Origin of the sequence: Pedobacter sp. ISL-64, from assembly GCF_018613605.1 — a bacterium.
Classification (GTDB): Bacteria; Bacteroidota; Bacteroidia; order Sphingobacteriales; family Sphingobacteriaceae; genus Pedobacter.
On the sequence record NZ_JAGGPU010000023.1, the window covers coordinates 1 to 24,297 of the forward strand.

The 24,297-nt window shown below is 39.5% G+C and carries 12 protein-coding genes; 8 read left to right on the forward strand and 4 right to left on the reverse strand.

All coding sequences use genetic code 11. The features are described from left to right. Positions 1-152: 152 nt before the first annotated feature. Both J7E57_RS23940 and J7E57_RS23945 read right to left on the reverse strand, forming a co-directional pair. Complete coding sequence (locus tag J7E57_RS23940) at positions 153-1,040, reverse strand: hypothetical protein (protein WP_215131610.1); 888 nt, start codon at positions 1,038-1,040, stop codon at positions 153-155. Positions 1,041-1,043: 3 nt separating this feature from the next. Continuing rightward, entirely contained in the window at positions 1,044-2,291 is a 1,248-nt protein-coding gene (locus J7E57_RS23945) for a YdcF family protein (protein ID WP_215131611.1), read from the reverse strand. 316 nt (positions 2,292-2,607) lie between these two features. Between J7E57_RS23945 and J7E57_RS23950 the strand changes: the two genes are divergently transcribed. Both J7E57_RS23950 and J7E57_RS23955 read left to right on the forward strand, forming a co-directional pair. Beyond that, on the forward strand, positions 2,608-5,880 hold the full coding sequence (locus J7E57_RS23950; protein WP_215131612.1) for a SusC/RagA family TonB-linked outer membrane protein: 3,273 nt from the start codon (positions 2,608-2,610) through the stop codon (positions 5,878-5,880). Between the two features lie 10 nt (positions 5,881-5,890). Beyond that, positions 5,891-7,420, forward strand: coding sequence for a RagB/SusD family nutrient uptake outer membrane protein (locus tag J7E57_RS23955; RefSeq protein ID WP_215131613.1), 1,530 nt, complete (start codon positions 5,891-5,893; stop codon positions 7,418-7,420). Between the two features lie 765 nt (positions 7,421-8,185). Here J7E57_RS23955 and J7E57_RS23960 read toward each other — a convergent pair. Continuing rightward, entirely contained in the window at positions 8,186-8,803 is a 618-nt protein-coding gene (locus tag J7E57_RS23960) for a S24 family peptidase (RefSeq protein ID WP_215131615.1), read from the reverse strand. Positions 8,804-8,927: 124 nt separating this feature from the next. On the opposite strand from J7E57_RS23960, the gene J7E57_RS23965 reads away from it, so the two are divergent. From J7E57_RS23965 to J7E57_RS23975, 3 genes are all read left to right on the forward strand, one after another. After that, a complete protein-coding gene (locus J7E57_RS23965; RefSeq protein WP_215131616.1) occupies positions 8,928-10,103 on the forward strand; it encodes a hypothetical protein in 1,176 nt (391 codons plus the stop codon). Beyond that, positions 10,078-10,917: a HEPN domain-containing protein gene (locus J7E57_RS23970; RefSeq protein WP_215131617.1), complete on the forward strand. Its 840-nt coding sequence runs from the start codon at positions 10,078-10,080 to the stop codon at positions 10,915-10,917. Before J7E57_RS23965 ends, J7E57_RS23970 begins: the two co-directional genes overlap by 26 nt. Before the next feature lie 153 nt (positions 10,918-11,070). Beyond that, positions 11,071-11,892, forward strand: coding sequence for a family 16 glycosylhydrolase (locus J7E57_RS23975; protein ID WP_215131618.1), 822 nt, complete (start codon positions 11,071-11,073; stop codon positions 11,890-11,892). A gap of 3 nt (positions 11,893-11,895) precedes the next feature. Here J7E57_RS23975 and J7E57_RS23980 read toward each other — a convergent pair whose 3' ends face one another. Then, the gene (locus tag J7E57_RS23980) at positions 11,896-15,936 is read right to left on the reverse strand and encodes a hybrid sensor histidine kinase/response regulator transcription factor (protein WP_215131620.1); all 4,041 of its coding nucleotides are present in this window, start codon (positions 15,934-15,936) and stop codon (positions 11,896-11,898) included. 338 nt (positions 15,937-16,274) lie between these two features. Here J7E57_RS23980 and J7E57_RS23985 point away from each other — a divergent pair, with 338 nt between their 5' ends. The 3 genes from J7E57_RS23985 (at position 16,275) to J7E57_RS23995 (ending at position 24,291) form a co-directional block, all read left to right on the forward strand. Beyond that, complete coding sequence (locus J7E57_RS23985; RefSeq protein ID WP_215131621.1) at positions 16,275-19,334, forward strand: SusC/RagA family TonB-linked outer membrane protein; 3,060 nt, start codon at positions 16,275-16,277, stop codon at positions 19,332-19,334. Positions 19,335-19,456: 122 nt separating this feature from the next. After that, entirely contained in the window at positions 19,457-21,139 is a 1,683-nt protein-coding gene (locus tag J7E57_RS23990; protein ID WP_215131623.1) for a RagB/SusD family nutrient uptake outer membrane protein, read from the forward strand. 41 nt (positions 21,140-21,180) lie between these two features. Next, positions 21,181-24,291, forward strand: a complete 3,111-nt coding sequence (locus J7E57_RS23995) for a SusC/RagA family TonB-linked outer membrane protein (RefSeq protein WP_215131624.1) — start codon at positions 21,181-21,183, stop codon at positions 24,289-24,291. Positions 24,292-24,297 lie beyond the last annotated feature (6 nt).

Consider the following 24,297-nt stretch of genomic DNA (forward strand, 5'->3'; position numbering starts at 1 on the left):
GTAAAGATATGAGCGGGACTGCATACGGCCAAGAACCACAGGTCGCTCATTTTCTAAATAAGCCATTTATGTCGGTCGGTGTGACACCAACCGATAGGAATGCATTAAGATTCCCAATCAAGTTGGGAATGATGACGCGATTAATGAATATCTTATGGAGAACAATGCTTGCTCCAGCCAAAATCCATAAAACTTACATTGTTTTTTTTGGAAGAACTTACGGCAATGCCTTTATTGGTCTTATCGGTAAAGGTAAAACCTTCCAGTTCATCCGGTTTATCGGTGTCTATAACTTTAATAACAGATTCCTGCCCGCAGGCAAGCGATTTTTCCAGATCAAGAAAGGTTAGTCTCCATTTATGTCCTTCAGTCTGGTTCTGGATTAAAACGAGTATACCTTTAGCCGCAATATAATGTAAGTTCTGTACCCATGGTGAGCAGGTGAACTTTTTAAAGAGGATTCCTTTTTCACTTGTTTTATCGGCTTTTGATAAAGCTATTGGGTTATACAATCGTACTTCATTGGCTTTATTGCCATAATCGGCTGTTGCAACGAACCATTTGCCTTTATAATTTACATATTCTGGTCGCGTACCCTGGATACAGGCATCATCTTCAATGCTTTTGATCAGGTTTCCATCTAATTTTCTGGTTTTTAAAAAGCCTTCCCAGTTGATGCAGTTAATTATCGCTTTCCAAACGGTGCCTGTTGCATTTTGCTTTACCGAATTGCCCACAAAAGTTGGTAAGCCTTTGTGATGGGCAATCCCAGTGGGATGTTTGATGATATTTTCGCCTTTAACGGTGAACTTGTATTCCTTATGCTGATCAATCAGTGAGTCTTTCTGGAGCTGATATTCGCGTATGATGCCCACTTCTCTATCGCCATAAAGGAAATACCTTCCATTTTGATAAGAAATACCCTGACAGGCACCCAACGAATCAATTGTAATCGTTTTTGTAATCTTTCCATCGGTTTTATTGTACCTGGCTATAAAAAACATCACGATCAGTACTAAAATTGGGTTTAATGTTTTCATAAACTAAGGATCTAAAGGTTCATCAAAATCAATTTGTAAGGAAGCTGTATTTAAGTAGAATTCGGATTCGGTATCACTCAAACGTTTTCCGTTTTTATAAGGATAGTAGCCGAGTTCTTTTTTGCAACGCTCGGGGAGTAGATTGGTGATGTTATAGCTCTGCGATTTTACGGTGCAGGCTAAACCGGGTTTATCTACCGGCATCCCATACCTGAACATTAGCCTTGCACAGTTACGCAGGTTAGTGGTGGTATGGCGGGCATGTGGCTCCATAATAAGGGCACTTTCGGGTATCTGAAGCACTTCCATCAGGAATTTCTTCATTTCGTAGGCTTCACTGAATTTGGTTTTATAAGGGTGAACGCGGCCACCCGATACTACAATAAAAGGGGCTACACCTTTTTTATATTGTATAGCTGCTAAGCGGCAGCGGATCATTCCGCCAGCACTTAGTGCAACGTCTTTTTCTTCCGGACCTGCTCCCGGAACCAGGATTACGCTGTAAGGATATTTTTCCCAATCTGTTTTTTTGATCTGGTTAATGGCGGCAAGGTTTACGCCTTTAGCCATCGGTTCATAATCGGCCGCCTCCTTGCGTTCGTTCAGTTCTAAAGCCTCCAATGCAAATAACATGGCAGGTTCGAAAAAGAGCTTATTATTGCCGTGTAGGGATAATAATGCACTTGCAGATGTGAGCTCTGTAAACGCTTTATCTGTTAAGCTAAAACTGATAGAATCTATTTTCGGGTAGTTGGGCTTGTTTCCTTCTACGTATACACCAATTGCATAATTTATGGCATTGGCATCTTGTTCCCATGCTTTTACTAAAAGTGTTTTGTGTAGTTCTTTGGCAAACATGGCATAACAACCTGAGGGGATAAGATGATTTTTTACCAAATTTCCCAATGCATTATTTTCTGTATAAAGCAGTGCTAAACGGTTTCCAATATGGGCTATTTCCTCATTGTTGAATTTTAAGGCTTTTGCGTAACAGCTAATATCTGTTTTGCAGGTTTTTACCGCTTCATTTACCTGTGTGGTTTTCGATTTGTAGATGTTGCTGAACGCCGTATCTGTACTCAGCATTTTGCGCAGTTCGGGCAATTGCTGAAAAAGGGAAAGCAGGTAATAATTTTTGTATTGTACTTCGTTCCTGGTCTTAATTAACTGATAAGACTGGCTGGTTAAATCTTGTGCAGATAAGCCTTGCCAAAAAAGGCAGAACAGAAAGAAGGTATAAAGGGGTTTCATCAAAGTTTTGGAAGCAAATTTAAAGATTGGCCATTAAAGAAACATTAACAAGATGTTATGCTTTGATGGTTGTTAAAACGATTTATCATATATCTAATCGCTTAATATTAATTTAAAGTGCCAGTTCAAAACGGTGTGCAGAGTTAACATAATAGATACATCGTGTTAAAAGTACACTGCTACTTTTGCCGCTGTAGAACGCTCCAAAAATTACTTGTTAACCTTAAAGGATAAGCCTATGTAAATGTGAAAATCTACGCTTCTACTTAAAATAAAACCCCAATTATATTTCAAAACCATTACTAAGAACAAAAAGATGACATCATTTTTTTTAACCGCAAGTATAAAAAGTGCTTGCAGGAAATTGCTTTTGCCTTTAGGCCTATTGGCTATCTGTAATTCCAGTGCAACAGCGATTAATCATGAAGTAACTGCGTCGGGCTTACAACATAAAGCATTTGCCACGGTAAGCGGAACAGTTACCGATCAAAATAACCAACCCTTACCAGGTGTAAGTGTTTTCGAAAAGAAGACGAAAAAAACAACCGTTACCGATCCAAATGGTAAATACTCCATTAATGTAGAAGAAGGGGCAATTTTAGTATTTTCTTATATCGGTTACGATAATCAGGAAGTTACGGTTAACGGCCGCCAGAATATTAATGTTACTTTAAAAGAAAGCAGCAATACCCTAAATGAGGTTGTGGCCATTGGTTACCAGAAAATCAGAAAATCGGATGTAACCGGTGCCATCAGCAGTGTTAAGGCCAGCGAAATGAATTTAACTTCTCCTACTGTTGGCCAGGCATTGGTTGGTAAGGTTGCCGGTGTGCAGGTATCGCAAACCAGTGGTGCGCCATATTCGGGTACTAAAATCAGGGTGAGGGGCATCGGTTCCATTAACGCCAGTTCTGATCCCTTATATGTAATTGATGGTTATCCGGCAGGAAACAACGTGTCCATCAATCCAGAGGATATCGAAACCATCGACATTTTGAAGGATGCGGCTTCTGCCGCCATTTATGGCTCAAGGGCATCGGGTGGGGTAGTGTTGATCACCACCAAGAGAGGAACAGATGGAAAAGGGAAGTTTGAGTACGATGTTCAGGGGGGAGTTTCTCAATTGGCCAAAAAAGTAAAATTATTGGATGCCAACCAGTTTATCCAGCTTTTAATCGACGGACGTAACAATGCCTATAAAGATTTGTGGGTAAACTCGGGCAAAACCTGGAACGATGCGATGTTCGGTGATAATAATACTACCCGTATTGCCAATGTGGGCAATGGAAGTAGTGTAAGTATTCCGGCCGATCTTTATAATTTCAGCACACAACAGGCTATCCCTGCAGCTTATAATACCGACTGGCAGGATGAACTGTACCGCAATGCAGCCTTTCAACGCCATAACCTTTCATTTTCTGGCGGTACCAAAGATGTAAAATACTTTTTAAGCGGTGGCTACCAGAACAACGATGGTATTGTAACCAACACCAACCAAAAAGTAACCAACTTCAGGGGAAATATTGATGGTAAGGTGAGCGAACGCTTACGTGTTGGCGCAAACATTGCTTACACAAAAAACGATAACAGAGAGGTACAGGAAGGTCGTTATAACTTAAGCCCGATGATGTCGGCTTTAATTTATCTACCTTATCTGCCAGCAAGAGATGCGAACGGAAACCCTATCCAATTTGGAATGGGTGCATTGTCTGCTCAATACGGTATCCAGAACCCCGAAAATCCTTTAGCAACGGTTGAGCAGTTAAAGATTACCAGAAAGAGCAATAGAAGTAGTTATAATGCCAATGCTACTTACAAAATTTTAGAGGGGCTTAATTTTAAGGCTAACTTAGGAACACAAACCTACAACGAGAAATACGATTATTATTTGCCTACGAGCTTAAGTAGTGGCAATACCCCACCTTACTCGCCCGAATCGATCAGGGCTGCAAATGCCATAGCACAAACCCTTAGCCAGGTAGATCAGCTGGCAGAGTTTACGTTAAATTACAATAAAACCTTTGGTAAACATAGTGTAGATGTTTTAGGCGGTTATTCTGCACAGAAAACATCAAGCGATCAGATCAGGGTAGCGGCAAGCGGATTTCAAAATGATTACATTGGTGAAATTACAGATAAAGGAGCTGATGCCGGTTTTTTTACCTTAGACCGTAATAGAACAGGTAAAACAGTTACTACTTTACTTTCTTACTTTGGCCGTTTCAGCTATAACTATGCGGGCAAATACTTTTTAACCGGTTCCTTCCGTCGCGATGGTTCTTCGAGGTTTGGTCCGTTAAACAAGTATGGTGTCTTTCCTTCAATAGCCGCAGGCTGGAATTTATCTGACGAAAGTTTTTACAATAACTTTTTGGGCGAACAATCGAGGGTTAAACTAAGGGCCAGCTGGGGTTTAAGCGGAAATAACAATATCCCGGATTACCGTACGCAGCAAGAGCTAAACGCACCAGGTGGCGCGGTTTTCGGAAGTGCGATTTCTACCGCCATTTGGCCAAGCAGTATTCAGGATGGAAGATTAGGATGGGAATCTACTTCTCAGTTCAACTTCGGTACCGATATCAGTCTGTTCAAAAACCGTGTATCCATTATGGCGAATTACTACTTAAGTTATTCTTTCAACTTATTGTTTAACAAACCGCTTTCGGCAATTGCCAGCAGCTCAACAATTTTAACCAATCTTACCGATAGTAAGGTGCGTAATAAGGGTTTCGATTTGCAGATTGACGGCAAAATTATCCAAAATGAAGACTTTACTTTGGGTTTAAGTGGAAACATCGCGGCAAACCGGAACAAGGTTTTAGACCTGGGTGGTAACAGTACCATATTTACTGCTGGTGCAGAGCGTTCGTACATTACACATGTTACACAAGAGGGGCAGCCAATTGGGATGTTTTATGGTTTTAAGGTTTTGGGTAGAATTACGGCCGATAATTTAGGTAAGGTGGCGCCATCAGCTTCTTCTACCAACCCGGCAAAAATCGGCGATTTATATTTTCAGGATACCGATGGTAACGGCATTGTAAACGATGCGGATAAAACTGTAATTGGTACACCGTATGCAAAATTCACCTATGGATTTGCTTTAAACACTTCTTACAAAACGTTTGATTTAAGGGCATCATTTAACGGATCTTACGGAAATCAGGTGTTGGATGGACAGGATTATTACCTGTACAACTTTGAAGGTTCTGGAAACCAATATGTTGATGTTGCCGATCGTTACAGAAATGAAGCCAATCCTGGCAGTGGTTTAAATTACCGCGCATCGCGTGCAGGTACACAAAGTAACAGCACCCGTTTGTCATCTTTCTATATTCAGGATGGATCTTATTTCAGGTGTACCAACATTACTTTAGGCTACAGTTTTCCAAAGCAACTTGCCAATACGCTTAAGGTGAGCAATATCCGTGTTTATGCGAGTGTAGATAATGCCTTTACCATTACCGATTATAAAGGTTATAACCCTGAGGTAGATTATAGTGCAGGCAATAACCTTGCTCCTGGCGTAGATTATGGAAACTACCCGTTGGCAAGAACCTATAACCTTGGTATCAAATTGACTTTTTAGAACTAAAGAAATGAAAAAACATATTTATAAAGTATTGGCCCTAAGTGCAATTTTAAGTTTGGGTGCCTGTAAAAAAGATTTTCTAAATCAAAGTAATCCCAACGCCATTGCTGTAGAAAACTATTTTAAAACAGAAAATGATGTGTTGCTGGCTGTTAATGGTGTTTACCAATCGCTTAGAAGCAGCAATACCCTGGGCGAGAACAGCGGTCTGTTTACCGATGAGCGCTCGGACGATGCGGGTAGGAATGATAACCAGAGTAACGCCGGTGAGCCATTTCAGTTTAATGATTTTTCGCTCCTGCCAAGTAATTCTTATTTAAGGAGCCATTGGCTAGCACTTTATGAGGCCATTGGCAGAACCAATGTTGTACTGACAAACATTGATAAAGTTTCTTTTGCTAATGCGGCCACCAAAGAAAATTACAAGGCAGAAGCCAAGTTTATCAGGGCGATTATGTATTTTGAACTGGTTAGGAAATGGGGACCGGTACCCGTGGTAACCAAGCAGCTTAGCACAGCCGATGAGGTAAGAGAGAATACTTTTCGTGTACCAGAAGCGGATGTATACAACCAGATTGTAAGCGATTTAAAAGATGCCCTTAACAGCACTTTACCGAATTTCCAAACAGGAGCGAACGTAGGTAGAACTTCAAAAGCGGCAATGAACGCATATTTGGGTAAGGTTTATTTAACCATGGCAACAACACTGTCAGCAAATAAAACCGAAAACCTAAGTAATGCGAATACTTACCTAACGGCAGCTTACAATATGAAAGCTTTCGGAAATCTTTCTGAGATTCCATATACAGATGTTTTTGACGTGGCGAAAAAAGCAACCTGTAAAGAACTGATCTTCCAGATTTCAAATAAGCAGGGCGATATTAGTTTTAGCTCGAGCATTGCGGCAAACAACCAGGCCAAAGGCGAAACCATCAATTCGCTGAAACCTTCTACAGGGATTGGTGGCAATGTAAAAATTGATCTGATTAATGAATATGAAACAAGTGATTTAAGAAAAGATTTCTCGGTTAAATTTGCCAATGATCCGATTGTAAAAGACTGGTTTATCACTAAATTCCGCGATGCGAGCCAATTGGCAACCAATGCGGGTTATGGAGGCAACGATTGGATTTTAATGCGCTATGCTGATGTAATATTAATGCTTGCAGAAGTAAATATGTTGCAGGGCAACGATGCGGTGGCCATTCAATATTTAGATATGGTTAGGGCAAGGGCTGGAATGCCATTATACGCTGTAGCCAAAACAGACGCCACCTATGCGGCTAAATTCCCGACTTTAAAATTGGCTATTTTGCACGAGCGTAGGGTAGAGTTTGCTTTCGAACACCAAAGATGGTTTGATTTAATCAGGAATTTTACTGCTGCGGAGTTGGTTACCTATTTAAAGGCTAAACCACAGTCATCATATGGAATTGCTAAGTTGGCTAACGTAACCTTAAAAGACAGGTATTATCCTATTCCTTTTGATGAAGTGAAATTAGATCCGGTTAAAATGTACCAGAATCCGGGATACTAAGCAGATTAATACATTTAATAAACAAAGCGGGCTGATCATTGATCAGTCCGCTTTTTTAGTTTTCATTGACAGATTCCAATCTAAGGGTCGTCATCTCGACTGTAGCGCAGTCCCGAACTTTCGGGAGAGAGATCTTTGTACCAAGTTATTGAATCAAAGTTAAAAGATTTTGCTTCGCAGAGCCTTCGGGTTCTCCGCTACGGTCGAAATGACGATACTTCCAGACCATTATCTCCTTAAACCCACTGTCATTTATATTGATTTTATACAATAAATTATCCTTAGAATGACAAGACTCTTATACGGCTTTTTACAATCTGCGAAAATCTGCTGATCTGCGGGAGCTTTTTTTATTATTCCCGCTGATTAAAGATGATGACACAGATCCAGTTTGCGAATTCACTAATAGGCTGTATTATGTTTGTAACTCACTCTGAATTTATCAGGTTGAGCCCCTCGAAATGCCTTGTAAGATGTTTAATCAGATCCTTCGACAAGCTACCATTGACAGGCTCCAATCTAAGGGTCGTCATCTCGACTGTAGCGCAGTCCCGAACTTTCGGGAGAGAGATCTTTGTACCAAGTTGTTGAATCAAGTAAAAAGATTTTGCTTCGCAGAGCCTTCGGGTTCTCCACGGCGGTCGAAATGACGATACTTCGAGACCATTTATCTCCTTAAACCCTCTGTCACTAATATTCATTTTTACATAATAAATTAATCCTCAAAATGACAATTTTTTAATACAAATTGAAAACTGTTATCCTTTAAATAACATTCCGTGTAATTTTTCCTTTGATAATATAAAGTGCCTGGATGTTTTTCTTGCGGATTACGGTATCGCCTTTAAAATTTGGATTTGAAGAACGGAGGATTAGTTTGGTATTATCGGCGTGCTGAAAAATTAGTTTTATGGTACGTAAACTGTTGCTATCTGCATCGGTCATCACCACATAAGCTTCGCCCCACTGTAAAATTTCGTAATTGGTAATTTCTTTTATGGCAATAATTTCGCCTGCGGCATATTTGGGGTACATGCTATCGCCATAAACGGGTAAATAGGCCGTACAATCGTTAAAAGGGAGGTAATTTACCAGGTATTCTGCCCGTTGTTCTTCTACCAGGAGATCTTTAGCATCCGATAGGCTCATATCGAAATAGGGAACACCCTCTTTGCTTTCGCCAACGGCTGGTTTCTTTTTGAAAAACGGTTCGCCAATTCCATCCTCCAGCCAGGTTAAATTGACATCGAATTTCATCTCCAACCTATCTTTAACAGCGTTAGATACATTGACCCTTTCTCTTAAAATATCTGATAAAGAACCCTGTTGAATATTCAATGCAGCAGCAAAATCCTTTTGAGTCTTAAAATGCAGTAATTCCATTAACCTTTTTAAGCGCTGATTTTCATTCATAAGAAGTGTTGATAAGTTTTTTGAATTAATTATAGTTTAACTATATTTTTTGCTAAATTCGTTAGCTAATATAATCATTTAAAAAATATACGCTATGAAAGAGAACCCGAATTTCAAAAAAGAAACCATGGCATTTATCGATGCCATTGAAAGCTTTTTTCTATCAGATGGTGTAAGCCATCATTTAAATTTTTTAAAAAACTGGTTAAACCCACCTCAAAACGAATTCGATTATTCGCCGCAAAAGCACCCCGCAAAATTGTTGGGTTTTTATGAAAAACTGGTGCCACTATTCGATTATTCGGATTTAATTTTTAACCGGATTGAAGCTGATACTGCTTTTGTAAAAGCGATTGCGCTTGATGAATGTAATTTGGAACGCGAATCGGTTGTGCTTGATTATTGCCCGAAGTTGTTAAGCAAGGGCGAAATGAAAAATCCGAAATTTACTTTTTTAGATATTTTTATCTTCTTTGAATCAGATAGCTATAAGATGGTTTACAGGGAATGGTTACTGGCCGGATTGGAAGATAAGCTCGATCTGGATTGGGATCAGTATGTTGCCGCGTTTTACGAGAATACCATGAAAATGTTGGAGGCCTGTTGGCTCATCCACGAAAGGCTCATCACTAAAAATAGTTTTAAAAGTATCGATCGCTATTACCATATGGCCATGTTCGAAAGCACATCGCCTTTGGCTTTCGATCAGGAATTATTTGATGATCCATTTAAGGCAATCGAATTTTTCTTTAGTTTGGATAACCTTGCAGGGCATAAAACATACCTGAAAAAATGGTATAAAATGGCTTTATCAGAAGCGCACCGTTTAAGTGATGTTGCCGATTATTTTTTCCTGTATAACCAGTTTACGAAATTGCTTAACGCAGGTTATTTAATTGCAACCAAAAAACTGATTTATCAGGAAGCCTTGCCTGAAGGCTTAATTACTGAAGATCGTTTTATTACAAACGAAGTGTATAACAAAGGCCTTTGTGAAGTAAATACACTACCAGCCGAACACATCGAAAATCCTTATCGCTTTGTAGCGTCTTTTTTTGTTCCTGAAAAAATTAAACAATTGCGCTTAGGCCTTTTAGAGTGGTTGTATGCCGCATTTAGTACCGGGAGCAGCATTAAACTGATGGATAAAGAATTTTTATTTGAGCAGTATGAAACCATGCTGATGATTATAGAAGCTTTCTTTCTGATGATCGGTAATCCTTCACTAAGTGATGATATTAAAGATGAAAGGCGGCATTATGCGGAATAAATTCTTAAACCTTAGCCATAGTGCCATAAAAGAAGAAACCGTAATGTGTTTATTGAAGCGCATTACCGCTGCAGTGCCCATTCAATATATTTATCTCCATAACAATTTTTTTGCAGGTAAAGCGGTGCGAGAAATGCTGATTACGGTTCAGTTTAAACATGTACGTATTTTAAACGAATTAACGCCGGTATTAAATATTGTATTTAATGGGCAAACGGAATTCAGTTACCGGGTTTTTCATGTGCACGAAGTTGAGCGGGCCTTGCTAGCGGGCAGTTTGTTTTTTTACTATGCCACAGCCCCTCAAAATTGCTTATTTAGTAAATCTGGAAGTTTTCTTGCATGTGGGGCACCTGAGTTCATTGCAGATCGGGTTAGCAGCACCTATCAACACGAAACGAATAAGGCCAACAAATTTTTGTCGGGAGCCAATTTCTATTTTAAACAACAAAATTTCGAGCATTGTGCTTTTATGCTGCACCAGGTTTTCGATTTAATGTACAGGGCCATTGAAATTTTGGTAATGGGAAAGGATAAAAAAACGCACCGCATCAGTGCCCATCAATTGTATGTTAAAGCCTATGTTAAACCGCTTTCTGAGCTGTTTAATGATGAAGAAGAACTTTGCTTGTTGCATTTACTCGATGAGGCTTATCTGGCCGTTCGGTACGAAAACAATTATACGATCAGTGAGCGGGATGTGATGCGACTGTTTGAAAAAATAGGTTTATTGTACTGTGTTTCAGAACAGGTTTATCAGGGCATTATGAACAATCATTTCGATCAGCAGGTTACTGAAATGCTTGTTGGTTAACCGCGAATAGGCATGCATTTCTAGAGCAGTTTTATAACCCCGATTAAAATTTATCGGTTCGTATTTTTCGCCCTATTTCGTTAGGATTTTATCCCTTTACTATAGTTTAGGAAGATTAATTTTACTTATTATTTAATCAAGTAAAGCCCCTATATGAGAAATTTAACAACTATTTTAACAGTACTCTTGTTTTTATCGTGTGCTAAGAAAAACGAAACACCAACCGAAAATCCTGGTCCGGTAAAACCTGTTCCCGATGAAACAGGTCCTTTAAAAACATCCGGTTTTATTAGCCAGATGACACCCGTTTTCAGTGATGATTTTAATGGAACTACTTTTGATGAGCGCAAATGGGCTTATAGAGCAGATAATACAGTAAGAGGATATGCAACAGTTTCGGGCGCTAAAACCATAGCCTTTGATGGAAATGGTAATTTGGTAATTAAAACGATTAAAGATGCTGACGGTAAATATTATGTAGGGCAACTTTGTACCGATGGTAAGTTTACCCAGAAATATGGTTATTTTGAGTGTAGGGCTAAAATGCAAAAAGCAATCGGTACACATTCTTCTTTTTGGTTACAAAGCAATACAATGGGCTCGCAGGCTGATAATGCGTTAGTAGCAGGGGCAGAAATTGATATTTTTGAATATTTAAAACCCAATCCGAATGCCACCTACCATACCGTGCATTGGGGTGGGTATGGCGCAACACACCAAAGCGATAGCAAAATTGTAACTAATGCAACCATTAACGATGGCAACTTTCATACCTTCGGATTACTTTGGTCTAACGTACAATACATATTTTTTGTTGATGGAACTGAAGTATCCCGCACCAGCAAAGGTTTATCGGGGGTAGCCGAATATATGATTTTAAGTACCGAGTTAACCGGTTTTGGTGGCGATTATACCAAGGGCGTTTATCCTGATGAAATTGTATTCGATTACGTTAAAACATACCAGTTTAAGTAAAGTTTAATCACCTGAGATAAACTCACTTGGCGTTTTGCCGAAATGCTTTTTAAACTCTGAACTAAAATATTTCCGATCATTAAAACCAACTGAATAAGCAATTTCGGCAATATTTCCGGTACCTTGCTTGAGTAATTGGGCTGCTCTTTTTATCCGCAACGATTTAATAAAATCGTTTACTGAAAGGTCGGTCAGTGCCCTTATTTTTTTGTAGAGTACAGGTTGGCTCATGCCAATTTCTGAAGATAGGCTAGGTACATCAAAATCGGGATCGGCAATCCGGTCTTCGATAATCTGGATAATTTTATTCAAAAAGTTTTGCTCGGTAGTATTAATCACCATGTTTTTAGGCTCGAGCGTAATTACCTGTGCAAACTTTTGTTTAATGGTTTCCCGGGCATTTAACAGGTTCTGGATGTTCAACTCTAATATTTTTAGGTTAAATGGCTTCATGATGTAGGCATCGGCACCGTTTTCGAAACCGTTTACCTGGTGCACGTAAGCCGATCTTGCCGTTAATAAAACGACGGGAATGTGACTGGTTCGTTCATCGGTTTTAAGTTTTCGGCATAATTCTAAGCCATCCATTATGGGCATCATTACGTCACTGATAATTAAATCAGGAATCAGCTCTAAAGCACAATCTAACCCTGTAGCTCCATTTTCGCGCTCGTAAATCTGGTATGAGGGGCTTAAAGCCTGTTTAATAAAGGTTCTTACATCTTCATTATCTTCTACGAGTAAGATGCTGCGTTTCTCTTTTTCTACTGTTGGTGCTGCTTCGGCAAGTTCTTCTATTAATGATTCTGTTTCTTGCAAAGTGGGTATATTATAATTTGCCGCATCATCATAATAAACATAATCAGCTATAAAATCGGATGGATTAAAATGTGCTTTCCCTATTTTTAAACTTACTGTGAAAGTGGTATTGCCAAAGGCCTTATCGTTTTTAGGTATGCTTTCGAAGCTGATCTGTCCATGATGCAGTTCTACAATACTTTTGGAGAATGATAAGCCCAAACCCGTACCAATAGTTGTAGTGGCATTGGCCTGATAAAAATTGGTGAATAAACTGGGCTGGTTTTCTAATGGAATGCCCTTACCGTTGTCGCAGATCTTAATATTAACCATTTGTTTTTCAACCTCTATTTTTAAGCTGATTTTTCCGTTTACGGGCGTAAACTTAAAGGCGTTGGAGAGTAGATTAAACAACACTTTTTCCATCTGGACCTTATCAAAATAAAGCTCAATTTCTGTTTGGGCGGTTTCAAACTGGTAATCGATGTTTTTAGCAATGGCCATGTTCTGAAAAGCCAGAAATATTTCCCTGCAGAATTTTACCACATCGCCAGGACTTACATGTAGTGCCATTTTTCCGCTTTCTGCCTTTCTAAAATCGAGTAGTTCGGTAACCAGGTTCATTAAACGGTCGGCATTGTTTTTTATCGGTTGCAGATCCCGGTTCAGGGCAGGATCATCTTTTGCGTTTTCGATCAATTTATCTAACGGGCCAACAATGAGGGTTAAAGGGGTGCGGATTTCGTGAGAAATATTGGTGAAAAACTCGAGCTTGTGCTCATTAATCTCTTTTTCTTTTTTAAGTACAGCTTTTATTAACAAATAGCGTATAAATACAATAGAAATGGCTGCAAAAGCACAAAAGTAAAACAAATAGGCCCACCAGGTTTTATAAAATGGTGGCAAAATCTGAATAGCTAATGTACTTGTTTCTTTAGTCCAAAGGCCATCATTGTTACTTCCTTTAACCATAAGGGTATAGTTTCCGGGAGATAGGTTAGTATAACTTGCTGACGGGATATCTACATAGTTCCAGTTTTTTTCAAAACCGTCTAGCTTATAGGCAAACCTGTTTTTATCAGATTTTATAAAGTTAAGCAGGGTAAAATCAATAGAAAATACATTCTGGTCTGATTCGAAGGTAATTGATTTAATCGTGCTGATGTTTTGTTTAAGTAAGCCATCGTCGGTATTCAGGGCTATTGGTTTATTAAACAATTTTAATCCGGTAAAAATAACAGGCGGCGTATTTTTATTCTCTTTAATCTCGTTAGGGAAAAAGCTCACCATTCCACTTAATCCGCCAAAGAAAAAGGCACCTTTACTGTCTTTTAAAAATGATTTGTAATTAAATTCGTTGCCTGGTAGGCCATCTTTAACGTTGTAGGTTTTAAACGTTTTCTGCCTGGGGTTGTATTTACATAAACCTTTGTCTGTAGTTATCCATAGGTTATTAAAATCATCTTCGAGTATACCCATAATGGTGTTGCTGGGTAAGCCATCAAAGGTGGTTATTCTGGTATAACTATGGCGATCGGGATTGAGCTTAAATAAACCATTACGCATGGTACCCAGAAGTAAATACCCTCCTTTATCTCCAGTTAAACAAGTGATTTCGTTATATTTTAAAATTTCAGGATCGGCAGCAGCACGGCTCACAAATTGTTGGCTACCTTTTTTTAGCTGGTAAAGGCCTGAGTCTGTTGCCACCCACAGGTTTTGTTTGTCATCTTCAAAAATATAACGTATAGCTTTATTTAACCCGTTTACCCGATTGCGGATAAACTTACCTGTAGTGCTATTAAATCTGTTTAAGCCACCGTTGGTACCTACCCAAAAGCGCCCGTAGCTATCTTCAAAAACGGTTGTAATTTCATCACTGCTAATAGATGAAGTATCGTTTTTGCGGCTGGTATATCTGATAAAAGTTTTGGTTTCTGGCTGAAAAAGGTTTAGGCCTCCATAATGGGTTCCAATCCAAACTCTGTTTTTTTTATCCCGTATAACCGATTTTACCAGGTTTGCACTTAAGCTTTTGGGATCGTTCGGGTTGTTTTTATACCGGGTAAAAGTGTTGTTTTTCCGGTCGTAATAATTAAGCCCTTCGCCTTCAGTACCAATCCAAAGATTTTGGTGCTGATCTTCCATAATGGTGCTGACTACATTACTGCTTAAGCCATTTGTTGCGGTAGTGCTTCTATAAACCTTAAAGGGCGTGTAATTCGGATAAATCATGTTAATGGCACCGTAATAGGTGCCTACCCATATTATGCCCTGCCGATCCTGATAAATATCGTAAACTGAGTTTTGGCTTAGGCTGGAAGGATCTTCGGGGATATTATGTAGGGAGCTGAAATTTTTGGTGGCGGGATTGTAAATATTAATACCATGTAATGTTCCGATCCATAATTGACCTTCTTGATCCATCATAATTTTGCGGACATTATTGCTGCTAATGCCCTCTTTGTTAAGACTGGAGTATCGATAGGTGGTAATGGCTTCTGTACTAAGGTTTAACTTGCTTACACCGGTTTGTTTGGTCCCGATCCATAAATTATTTTCACGGTCTTCAACCATAGTGGTAATGTGGTTATCTGTCGCTTTGTTTAACTCTTCGCTAAAGTCTTTAAAATACCTGAAATGTGTTTTTCCTTCTCTAAAACTCATGTTCATTAAGCCATAAGTGGTACTTAGCCATAATGTTCCATTATGATCTTCTGTTATGGCATAAATTTGTTGGCGTTGCTTTTGCCCATATAGAAAGCGCTTAAATTTATATTTTCCGTTGAGTAAATTTAAACCATTTGTCGTCCCAATCCACACACGGCCCTTTTTATCCTGATAAATACAACTTATATTGGAACTGCTAATGCTGTTCGGATCTTTGTTATGGTGTGCATAGCGGTCGAAGTTATCATCACCTTCATTATATTTATTTAGTCCTTGTTGGGTGCCAACTAATAATGTTCCATCCCTTAAGGCTAAAAGAGAAGAAAGATAAGCCGGGCTACTCAGGCTTTTCTCATTGCTATTGTCGTGATTATATACTTTAAAAGATTGGGAGTCGTATTTGTTTAACCCGAACCGGGTGCCAAACCAGATAAAACCTCTGGCATCCTGAGCGATAGAGAGTACCGAACTCTGTGAAAGTCCATTTTCTACATTAAGGTGTTTAAAAGCATATTTGTTTTGGGCATTACTTACAATGATAAAAAATACTAAAGTAAAGGTTAGCAGGTATTTCATGTTGGCACAAAGTGAGGGATGGTTAGCTTTTACCTGATTAAAAGTACAAAATGTTTCTATTATAAATCAAATACGTTTGGCAAGGCAATTTTAATATTTTATCCGCTCATTTATCCTATTTAATGCTTTTTTCTGCTTTTATTTATGATTTTATACCTATTTATTTAGGATTTTACCCCCTTCTTTTTTTCTCTTCTAAATAGATTTGGCCTGATGCATTTGTAACTGATTGCACCACGATAACCAGATATTTAATAACCAAAATTCATCCGCACGCAAAGGGAGTGCTCTGTCATTCCTTAGCAACGGACAAACAACTAGCCAACAAACAAGAAAATATGAGGAAAACTTACTTTAAGCAATTAATGCTTTTTTCGTTAACCGTATATGCTGTGTGCCCAAGTGTGGCCAATGCAAATACCATACGAGTCAAAAGCCATGTAGCAGGCAAAATTGGGTTTACTAAAAACCATAGGTTGGAAGTAACGGGAACGGTGACCGATAATTTTGGGAATCCATTATTTGGGGTAATGGTTTCGATTAAAGAAACAGGCACTAGTGTTTCTACCGATAAGAACGGGAAGTATAAAATTAGCACAGTAGAAGGAGATATTTTAATCTTTACGCTTAACGGCTATTTAGTGAAAGAAGTAGAGGCAAACCAGGTTTTATTGAATATTAGTTTAGGCGAAAGCCAGAAACGCCAGGCTACCACACCAATATTGTATGGCGAGCAAAGCGTAACAACCAATCTGCAATCTACTTCGACTGTTTATAACAACGATTTAATTAAGGTTCCGGTAGCAGGAATAAATAATGCCCTATCGGGTAGGCTTGCAGGTTTGTATACTTTACAAAGCAGCGGTAGGCCAGGTGCCGATGGAACAAGTATTACCGTTAGGGGTAATACACCATTGGTTTTGGTAAATGGCGTGCCGAGAGATTATCCTTCTATCGATCCTGAAGAAATAGAATCGGTTACCATTCTAAAAGATGGTTTATCTACTGTAATGTTAGGACAGCAATCTTCTAACAGTGTCGTGATGATAACCACACGAAAAGGGGAGGTTGGAAAGCAACGGATTTCGCTTACGGCTCAGGCAGGTTTGCAATCGGCTATTAAATTGCCTCAACCTCTCGGTGCTTTTGATTATGCTACTTTGTACAACGAAGCCCTGGCGAATGATGGTAAAGCACCACGTTTTAGCGCAGCTGATTTAAATGCCTGGGCAAACGGATCAGACCCTGTATTTCATCCCGATGTAGATTGGTACGGAACCATTTTAAAACCAAATACTGTTTTTAGCCGCTATAATTTAAATACCTATGGCGGGGGCAACTCAACAAGGTATTTTCTTGATGTAGATTACCTTAATCAGAGTGGGATTCTTAAACAGGATGATCAAAATACTTACAGCACCAATACCGATTACAAAAGGTATTTGGTCCGTACCAATATCGATATTGATATTACGCCAACCACTTTGTTAAACTTAAACTTATTTGGTCGCATCCAAAATGGCAATCAGCCGGGTGGAGCAGGTGCCAATACAGCCATTTTTACTACCGGAACAACCTTATCGAACTTCGGCGGGAATAATATTTTTGCACAATTGGCAGCTACGCCAAATAATGCCTATCCTGTTTTTAACCCCAATGGCTCGCTGGCTGGTAGTTCTGATTATCAAACCAACTTGTGGGGCGCAACTACACGCTCAGGCTATTTTTACAACAGTACACGCGATGTTTCTGCTGATATCTCTTTAAGGAAAACGCTGGATAATGTGACCAAAGGTTTATGGTTAAAAGCCCTGGCCAGTTTTAACACGAGTGTATCAGAAAATATTATCCGCACCAAACAGTACGCTGTTTACAAGCTGGCGAGTACCAACCCTGATGTATATCAGAAATTCGGTGTAGATGGTCAGCAGATTAACCTTTCTACCAATTCTGGTCAGAGCAGAAATTTATTTGTTGATTTTTCTGCCGGCTTGGATAAAACCTACGGTAACCATAGCCTTAATGCACTTTTAAAATACAATTCTCAAAGCGCACAAACGGCCAACCAGATCCCGATGATCTTCAGCAATTTATCGGGAAGGGTAGATTATAACTATAAAGAAAAGTATTTGGCTGAGGTTGCTTTAAGTTATAGCGGCTTAAATAGATATGAAGAGGGCAACCGTTTTGGTTTCTTTTATGGCTTCGGCTTAGGATGGAATATTGCTAAAGAAGATTTTTTAAAAGATACCAAATGGTTAAATGCACTTAAAGTAAGAGCCAATTATGCCTATACCGGTAATGCAAATGCTGGTTATTTTGCTTATAAACAATATTATGTAACAGGTGCCTCTTACAATTATGGTACTACGCCAACGGCAATTACCGGAACAGTAGAAGGTACATTGGCCAATCCAAAAATTACCTGGGAGAAGGCAAACCAATATAACCTGGGCATTGATGCAAGTTTGTTTAACAATAAGCTGTCTATAGCTGCCGATTATTTCAATAATGAGAATTTTGATCTGATCCAAACCAGGGGAAGGAGTTCGGCATTATTGGGCACTGCCTATCCTGCAGAAAATATAGGAATCAGCAGGTATTCGGGTGTAGAGTTTGATCTGAAATACAGCAACAATGTGGGCAACTTTAATTATTACATTGCGCCAAATGTTTTCTCACTCCAAAAAATCATTCAATATCAGGATGAGATCGATAGGCCATACCCATGGATGGCTAGAACCGGACAGCGCGAAGATCAGACCTTTGGTTATATAGCCGATGGCTTATTTCAGAACCAGACGGAGATTAACTCCAGTGCAAAAATACAAGGCTACAGCCCGGTACCAGGCGATATTAAATACAAAGATTTAAACAATGATGGCATTATCAACGAGCTTGATATACAGTCGCTCAAAAACAATAATCCAATCTGGTTTTATGGTTTGAATTTAGGATTCAGCTATAAAGGTTTCGATTTTTCTGCATTGCTACAAGGTGTTCAAAACCGCTACGTTTATGTGTCGGGTTCTACAGAATGGGCATTCCAGAACAATGGCTTAGGGCAGGTCTTTGAACAAAACCTTGGAAGATGGACACCTGCTACAGCAGCCGTTGCCACGCAGCCGCGCTTAACTATTGGTTCAAATCCGAATAACGAGGCCACCTCATCATACTGGTTGCACGATGGAAGTTATGTACGATTAAAAAACATTGAATTAGGGTATACATTACCCAAGCCACTAACCAATAAGCTAAAACTTGCTTCTATCCGCTTCTTTGTAAATGCGGTAAACGCGGTTACATTATCGGCTTACGATAGGGTAGATCCTGAGGTTTATGGAAATGGTTATCCGCTGCAAAGAGTGGTTAACGCTGGTTTAAATGTTAAATTTTAATGCTGGGTTGATATGAAAAATCATGAAGATAAGTTCACCTCGTTCAGGGAAATTCTGCAATCATGTTCGTTCCAAAGGGATGCCTTTGGCAATCATCACCATTAAAAACAAATTATAAACAGATGAAAATTAAGATAAAAGAAATAGTTGGTGTTTTAGCCATTACCATCATTGGTTTTTCGGCATGTAAGAAACCATTATATGAAACAGAGCCGACCAGTCAGGATATTACTTACGTTTTCGATAAAACAGACTCGCTGGGGATACAGGCCAAAACATTTTTAGCTGATATTTATTCCTATCTGCCAAATGGATACAATAGAATTGGTAATGATGTTTTAGATGCTGCATCTGATGATGCGATTAGTTCGTCGCCAGCAAGTACCATCGAGTATTTTGTTAACGGCCGTATTTCTGCGGTTGCTACAGTAGATAACTCTTGGGACAATAATTACAGAACCATTAGAAAGGCTAATATATTCCTGGCCAATATCGACGTGGTTCCTTTAAATCAAAAAGGATTAAAAGTGTACTGGAAATCAGAAGCGAGAATACTCAGGGCAATTGCCTATTTCGAACTGATTAAACGTTTTGGAGGCGTGCCATTACTGGGCGATAGGGTTTTAGGGTTGGATGATAATATTCAGTTGCCAAGAAATACCTATGCCGAATGCCTTAAATATGTGGTTGATGAATGTGATGCTTTAAAAGCTATCGCCAGGCCTGATAATACGCTGGCTGCTGATGAAGATTACGGAAGGGTTACCCAGGGTGTTGCACTTGCCTTAAAAGCAAGGATTTTATTGTACGATGCCAGTCCGTTAAACAATCCAACGAACGATTTAACTAAATGGGCTTCGGCAGCGCAAGCCGCTAAAGATGTAATGAACCTGAATATATTTTCATTAACTGCGGCTTATACTTCAGTTTTTAACACCCGAAAAAATAGTGAGGTTATTCTTGCCTACCAGCGGGCGGTAACTTTCGATCTGGAGACCAGGAATGCACCAGTAGGTTATACCGCTACCAATGCATCTGGCTCTGGTTACACTAGCCCAACCCAAGAGCTGGTTGATGCATTTGATATGAGCAACGGAAGAGCAATTAGCGATCCGGCATCGGGTTATAATGCTGCAGACCCTTACACAGGCAGAGATCCGAGGTTTTACAGGACTATTTTTCATAATAATGCAAAATGGTTGAATAGGATAATCCAAACTTATGATGGCGGTTTAGATAGACCAGGGAGTGCGGTAAACGTACAAACCCGAACCGGCTATTACATGCGTAAATTTTTGAACGAAACTTTTGAAAGTGCGTCAATTTACAGCAATCAAACACACAACTTCCCGATTTTCAGGTATGCAGAGATTTTGCTCAATTATGCCGAGGCCATGAACGAAGCGGCAGATAATGCCGTAAACAGGACTGAAGCTTTTAACCAATTGAAGGCTTTAAGGTTAAGGGCGGGTATTGCAATAGGCAGTACAGTAGGTTATCAACATGGACTAAAAACTACCATGACCCAGGCCGAAATGAGAGAGGCCATAAGGCACGAACGTAGGGTGGAAATGGCTTTCGAAGAGCAGCGTTTTTGGGATATACGCAGATGGAAAATTGCCGGAACGGTATTGAATGGCACTTTGCATGGCATGCAGATTATTAAAAATGCAAATGGCTCATTCTCTTATACCCAAACAAATGCGCTCAATGTATCTTTCGATGCTTCTAAAATGTATCGTTATCCGATTGCAGCCAGCGAGGTGAACAAGAACAGAAACTTAACGCAAAACCCAGGCTGGTAATTGGAGATTTTAAAAATTGTTAAATGATAACCATACCTATTATGCAAAAAATATTATATAAATTATTAATCCTTTTTATCCTCTTGCCCGGCATTTCTTTGGCGCAAACGGTAATTAGAGGAACTGTAGTCGATAATTCAGGTCCCTTGCCGGGAGCTACAATTGTAGAGAAAGGCTTAACCAATAACGGTGCCGTGAGCGATGGAGAAGGCAAATTTCAATTTACCTTAAAGGGAACCTCAAAAACGCTTATTGTTAAATCGATCGGATATTTAAATCAGGAGGTTAACGTAGCTGGTAAAACGGTGGTATCCATCAATTTAAAGGCCGATACCAAAGGCTTAGATGAAGTTTTGGTTGTTGGTTTTGGTAAGCAAAAGAAAATTACCAATACGGGAGCAATTAGTTCTATTTCGGCATCAGAGATTAAGCAAAACCCAAGTGCGAGTATCCAGAATACGCTTGCAGGCCGGTTACCAGGTTTTACTTCACAACAAAGAAGTGGCCAACCCGGGGCAGATGGAGCAGCTTTCTTTATCCGTGGTGTAAGCACTTACGCGGGGAGTACCTCTCCTTTAATTATTGTTGATGATGTGGAATATGATTATAACCAGGTTTCTGATATCGATCCTAATGAAGTAGAAACTGTTTCCATTTTAAAAGATGCTTCAACCACTGCCGTTTACGGTATTAAAGGTGCCAATGGCGTACTGGTAATTACGACCAAAAGAGGATTAGCAGGTAAGCCACGGATTAATTTAAAATCAGAGGCAGGTTATCAGATGGATGTAAATACTCCGGAATTCTTAAATTCATACGAGGCCAAATTACTGAACAATGAAGCGCTAAGGAATTCGGGCGATCTAACCAACAAAGCTTTCGCAACTGAGGCAGATTTGACCGCTTACCGGGATCATACCGATCCTTATGGGCATCCGGATATTGACTGGTGGAAAACCATTTTTAAACCAGGTGCGATGATTACCAGACAGAATCTCGATTTTCAGGGCGGTACAGAGAGTGTAAAATATTTTGTATCGGCAGGTTATTTATGGCAGAACGGTAATGTTAGGGATTTTAGCTCGGATAATGGAGTAAACAGTAATTTCTATTACAAGCGCTATAATTTTAGATCGAACTTAGATATTCAGGCAACCAAGACCTTAAGTATCCGTTTAGATTTAACCGGACGTTTCGGTGAAACCAACCAGCCTTTTAATTCGCAACAGGGCAATGCCTATTATGCCAATGGAAATGGTATTGTTGGTGAAATTTATAGCGGTGGTTATTTACCGCCCTGGGCTTTCCCGGTTACCAATCCAAATGGCTCGTACCCATATAATCCTTTATTAACCAATGCAAATACAAGTATTATCGGTCGTTTGGCAGAGTCAGGATATTCGAGAACTTTTGATAATGACCTGAATATTGTTTCGAGCGCCAGCCAGAAGTTAGATTTTATAACGCCTGGATTAGCAGCAAAAGTATTATTATCGTACGCAAGTGCCCAAAGTTACACTGTAAGTGCAAGTAGAACCGCTTTGCCATATTATTTATATAATTCGGCTACAGGGCTTTATCTGCCATTAAACGCTACGCAATACCGTACACCACCATTTGCAGCAGGGTATAGCAATACCAGTATTTTCCGTACCTTAAGTACGCAATCATCTTTAAACTACGATCGTAATTTTGGCGACCACCGTGTGTATGGTTTGGTTTTATATAACGATAACCGTGTAATTAATTCAACCACAACGGCTGATGCCAATCAAGGTCCGGGTGTACCAACAGTAATTACAGGAACAACCTTTAGGGGTGGCTACGACTACAAAAACAAATATCTGATTGAATTTAATGCTGCCTACAATGGTACCGACCGTTTTACCGGTTCTAAAACCAAAGGCTGGTTCCCTGCAGCATCAATAGGTTGGAATATTTCAGAAGAGAAGTTTTTTTCAGACAATATCAAATTTATAGATCTGTTTAAAATCAGGGCATCATACGGTATGGTGGGATCAGATGATATTGGTGGTGCGAAAAAATTTCTTCAATTATATACTTTAGGCTCTGGCTCTTACAATTTTGGTACAACAAGCACCTCATATAACGGAATTACCGAAGGTAGTTTAGGAAACCTGGATGTAACCTGGGAGAAAGAAAAGAAACTTGACGTAGGTATAGACCTGAATATGTTTAAAGGTAAACTTAAAATTACTGCTGATTATTTCAACAATGACAGGTACGACATTTTAACCACCAGACAAAGTGTTCCCTTTACTATTGGGGTGGGTTTACCACCAGTTAACCTGGGTAAGGTAAACAACAGAGGTTTTGATGGGGAGGTAAGCTACAATGAGAAAATTAACGATTTCTCAGCAGGGGTAAGGTTGACTTTCTCTTACGCCAAGAATAAAATCCTCTATCAGGATGAAGCACAGCCTGCTTACCCTTGGTTAGCGGCAACAGGCAATCCGATTGGACAGTATTTTGGGTGGCACTTTTTAGGCTTTTATACTGCAGCAGAAATTGCAGATCCTAATGTGGCCAAACCAACAACAGCTGTTGGGCCCGGCGATATGAAATATCAGGACTTGAATGGTGATAAAATCATTGACGATACGGATAAAGGAGTAATTGGCAAACCAAATCTGCCAAACACTACCTATGGTGCAAACTTTAATTTCGGGTATAAAAACTTTTACCTGAATGTATTTTTTCAAGGCTCGTACGGTTATAGTACCCGTTTTCACTCAGAGACCATTACGCCAGGAAACTCGAACTATCAACCGATACATTTGCAACGCTGGACACCGGAAACAGCTGCTACAGCTATTTTTCCTCGATTGGGTGGTAATGCGGTAACCAATTTTCCAAATGCCACAAATAATTTCTCTGATTTTTGGACAAGAGACAATTATTATGTGCGTTTAAAAACGGCAGAAATCAGTTACCTGTTTCCAAACGCATTGGCTAAAAAACTTCGCCTTTCGGCGATAAGACTATATGCAAATGGAAACAACCTGCTTACCTGGACCAACGTAACCGATCTTTACCAGGTAGATCCCGAAAATGGAAACAGTACCACTACGGTAATCAGTGTGTATCCAACACAGCGTATTTATAATCTTGGATTAAATGTTACATTTTAATTAAAG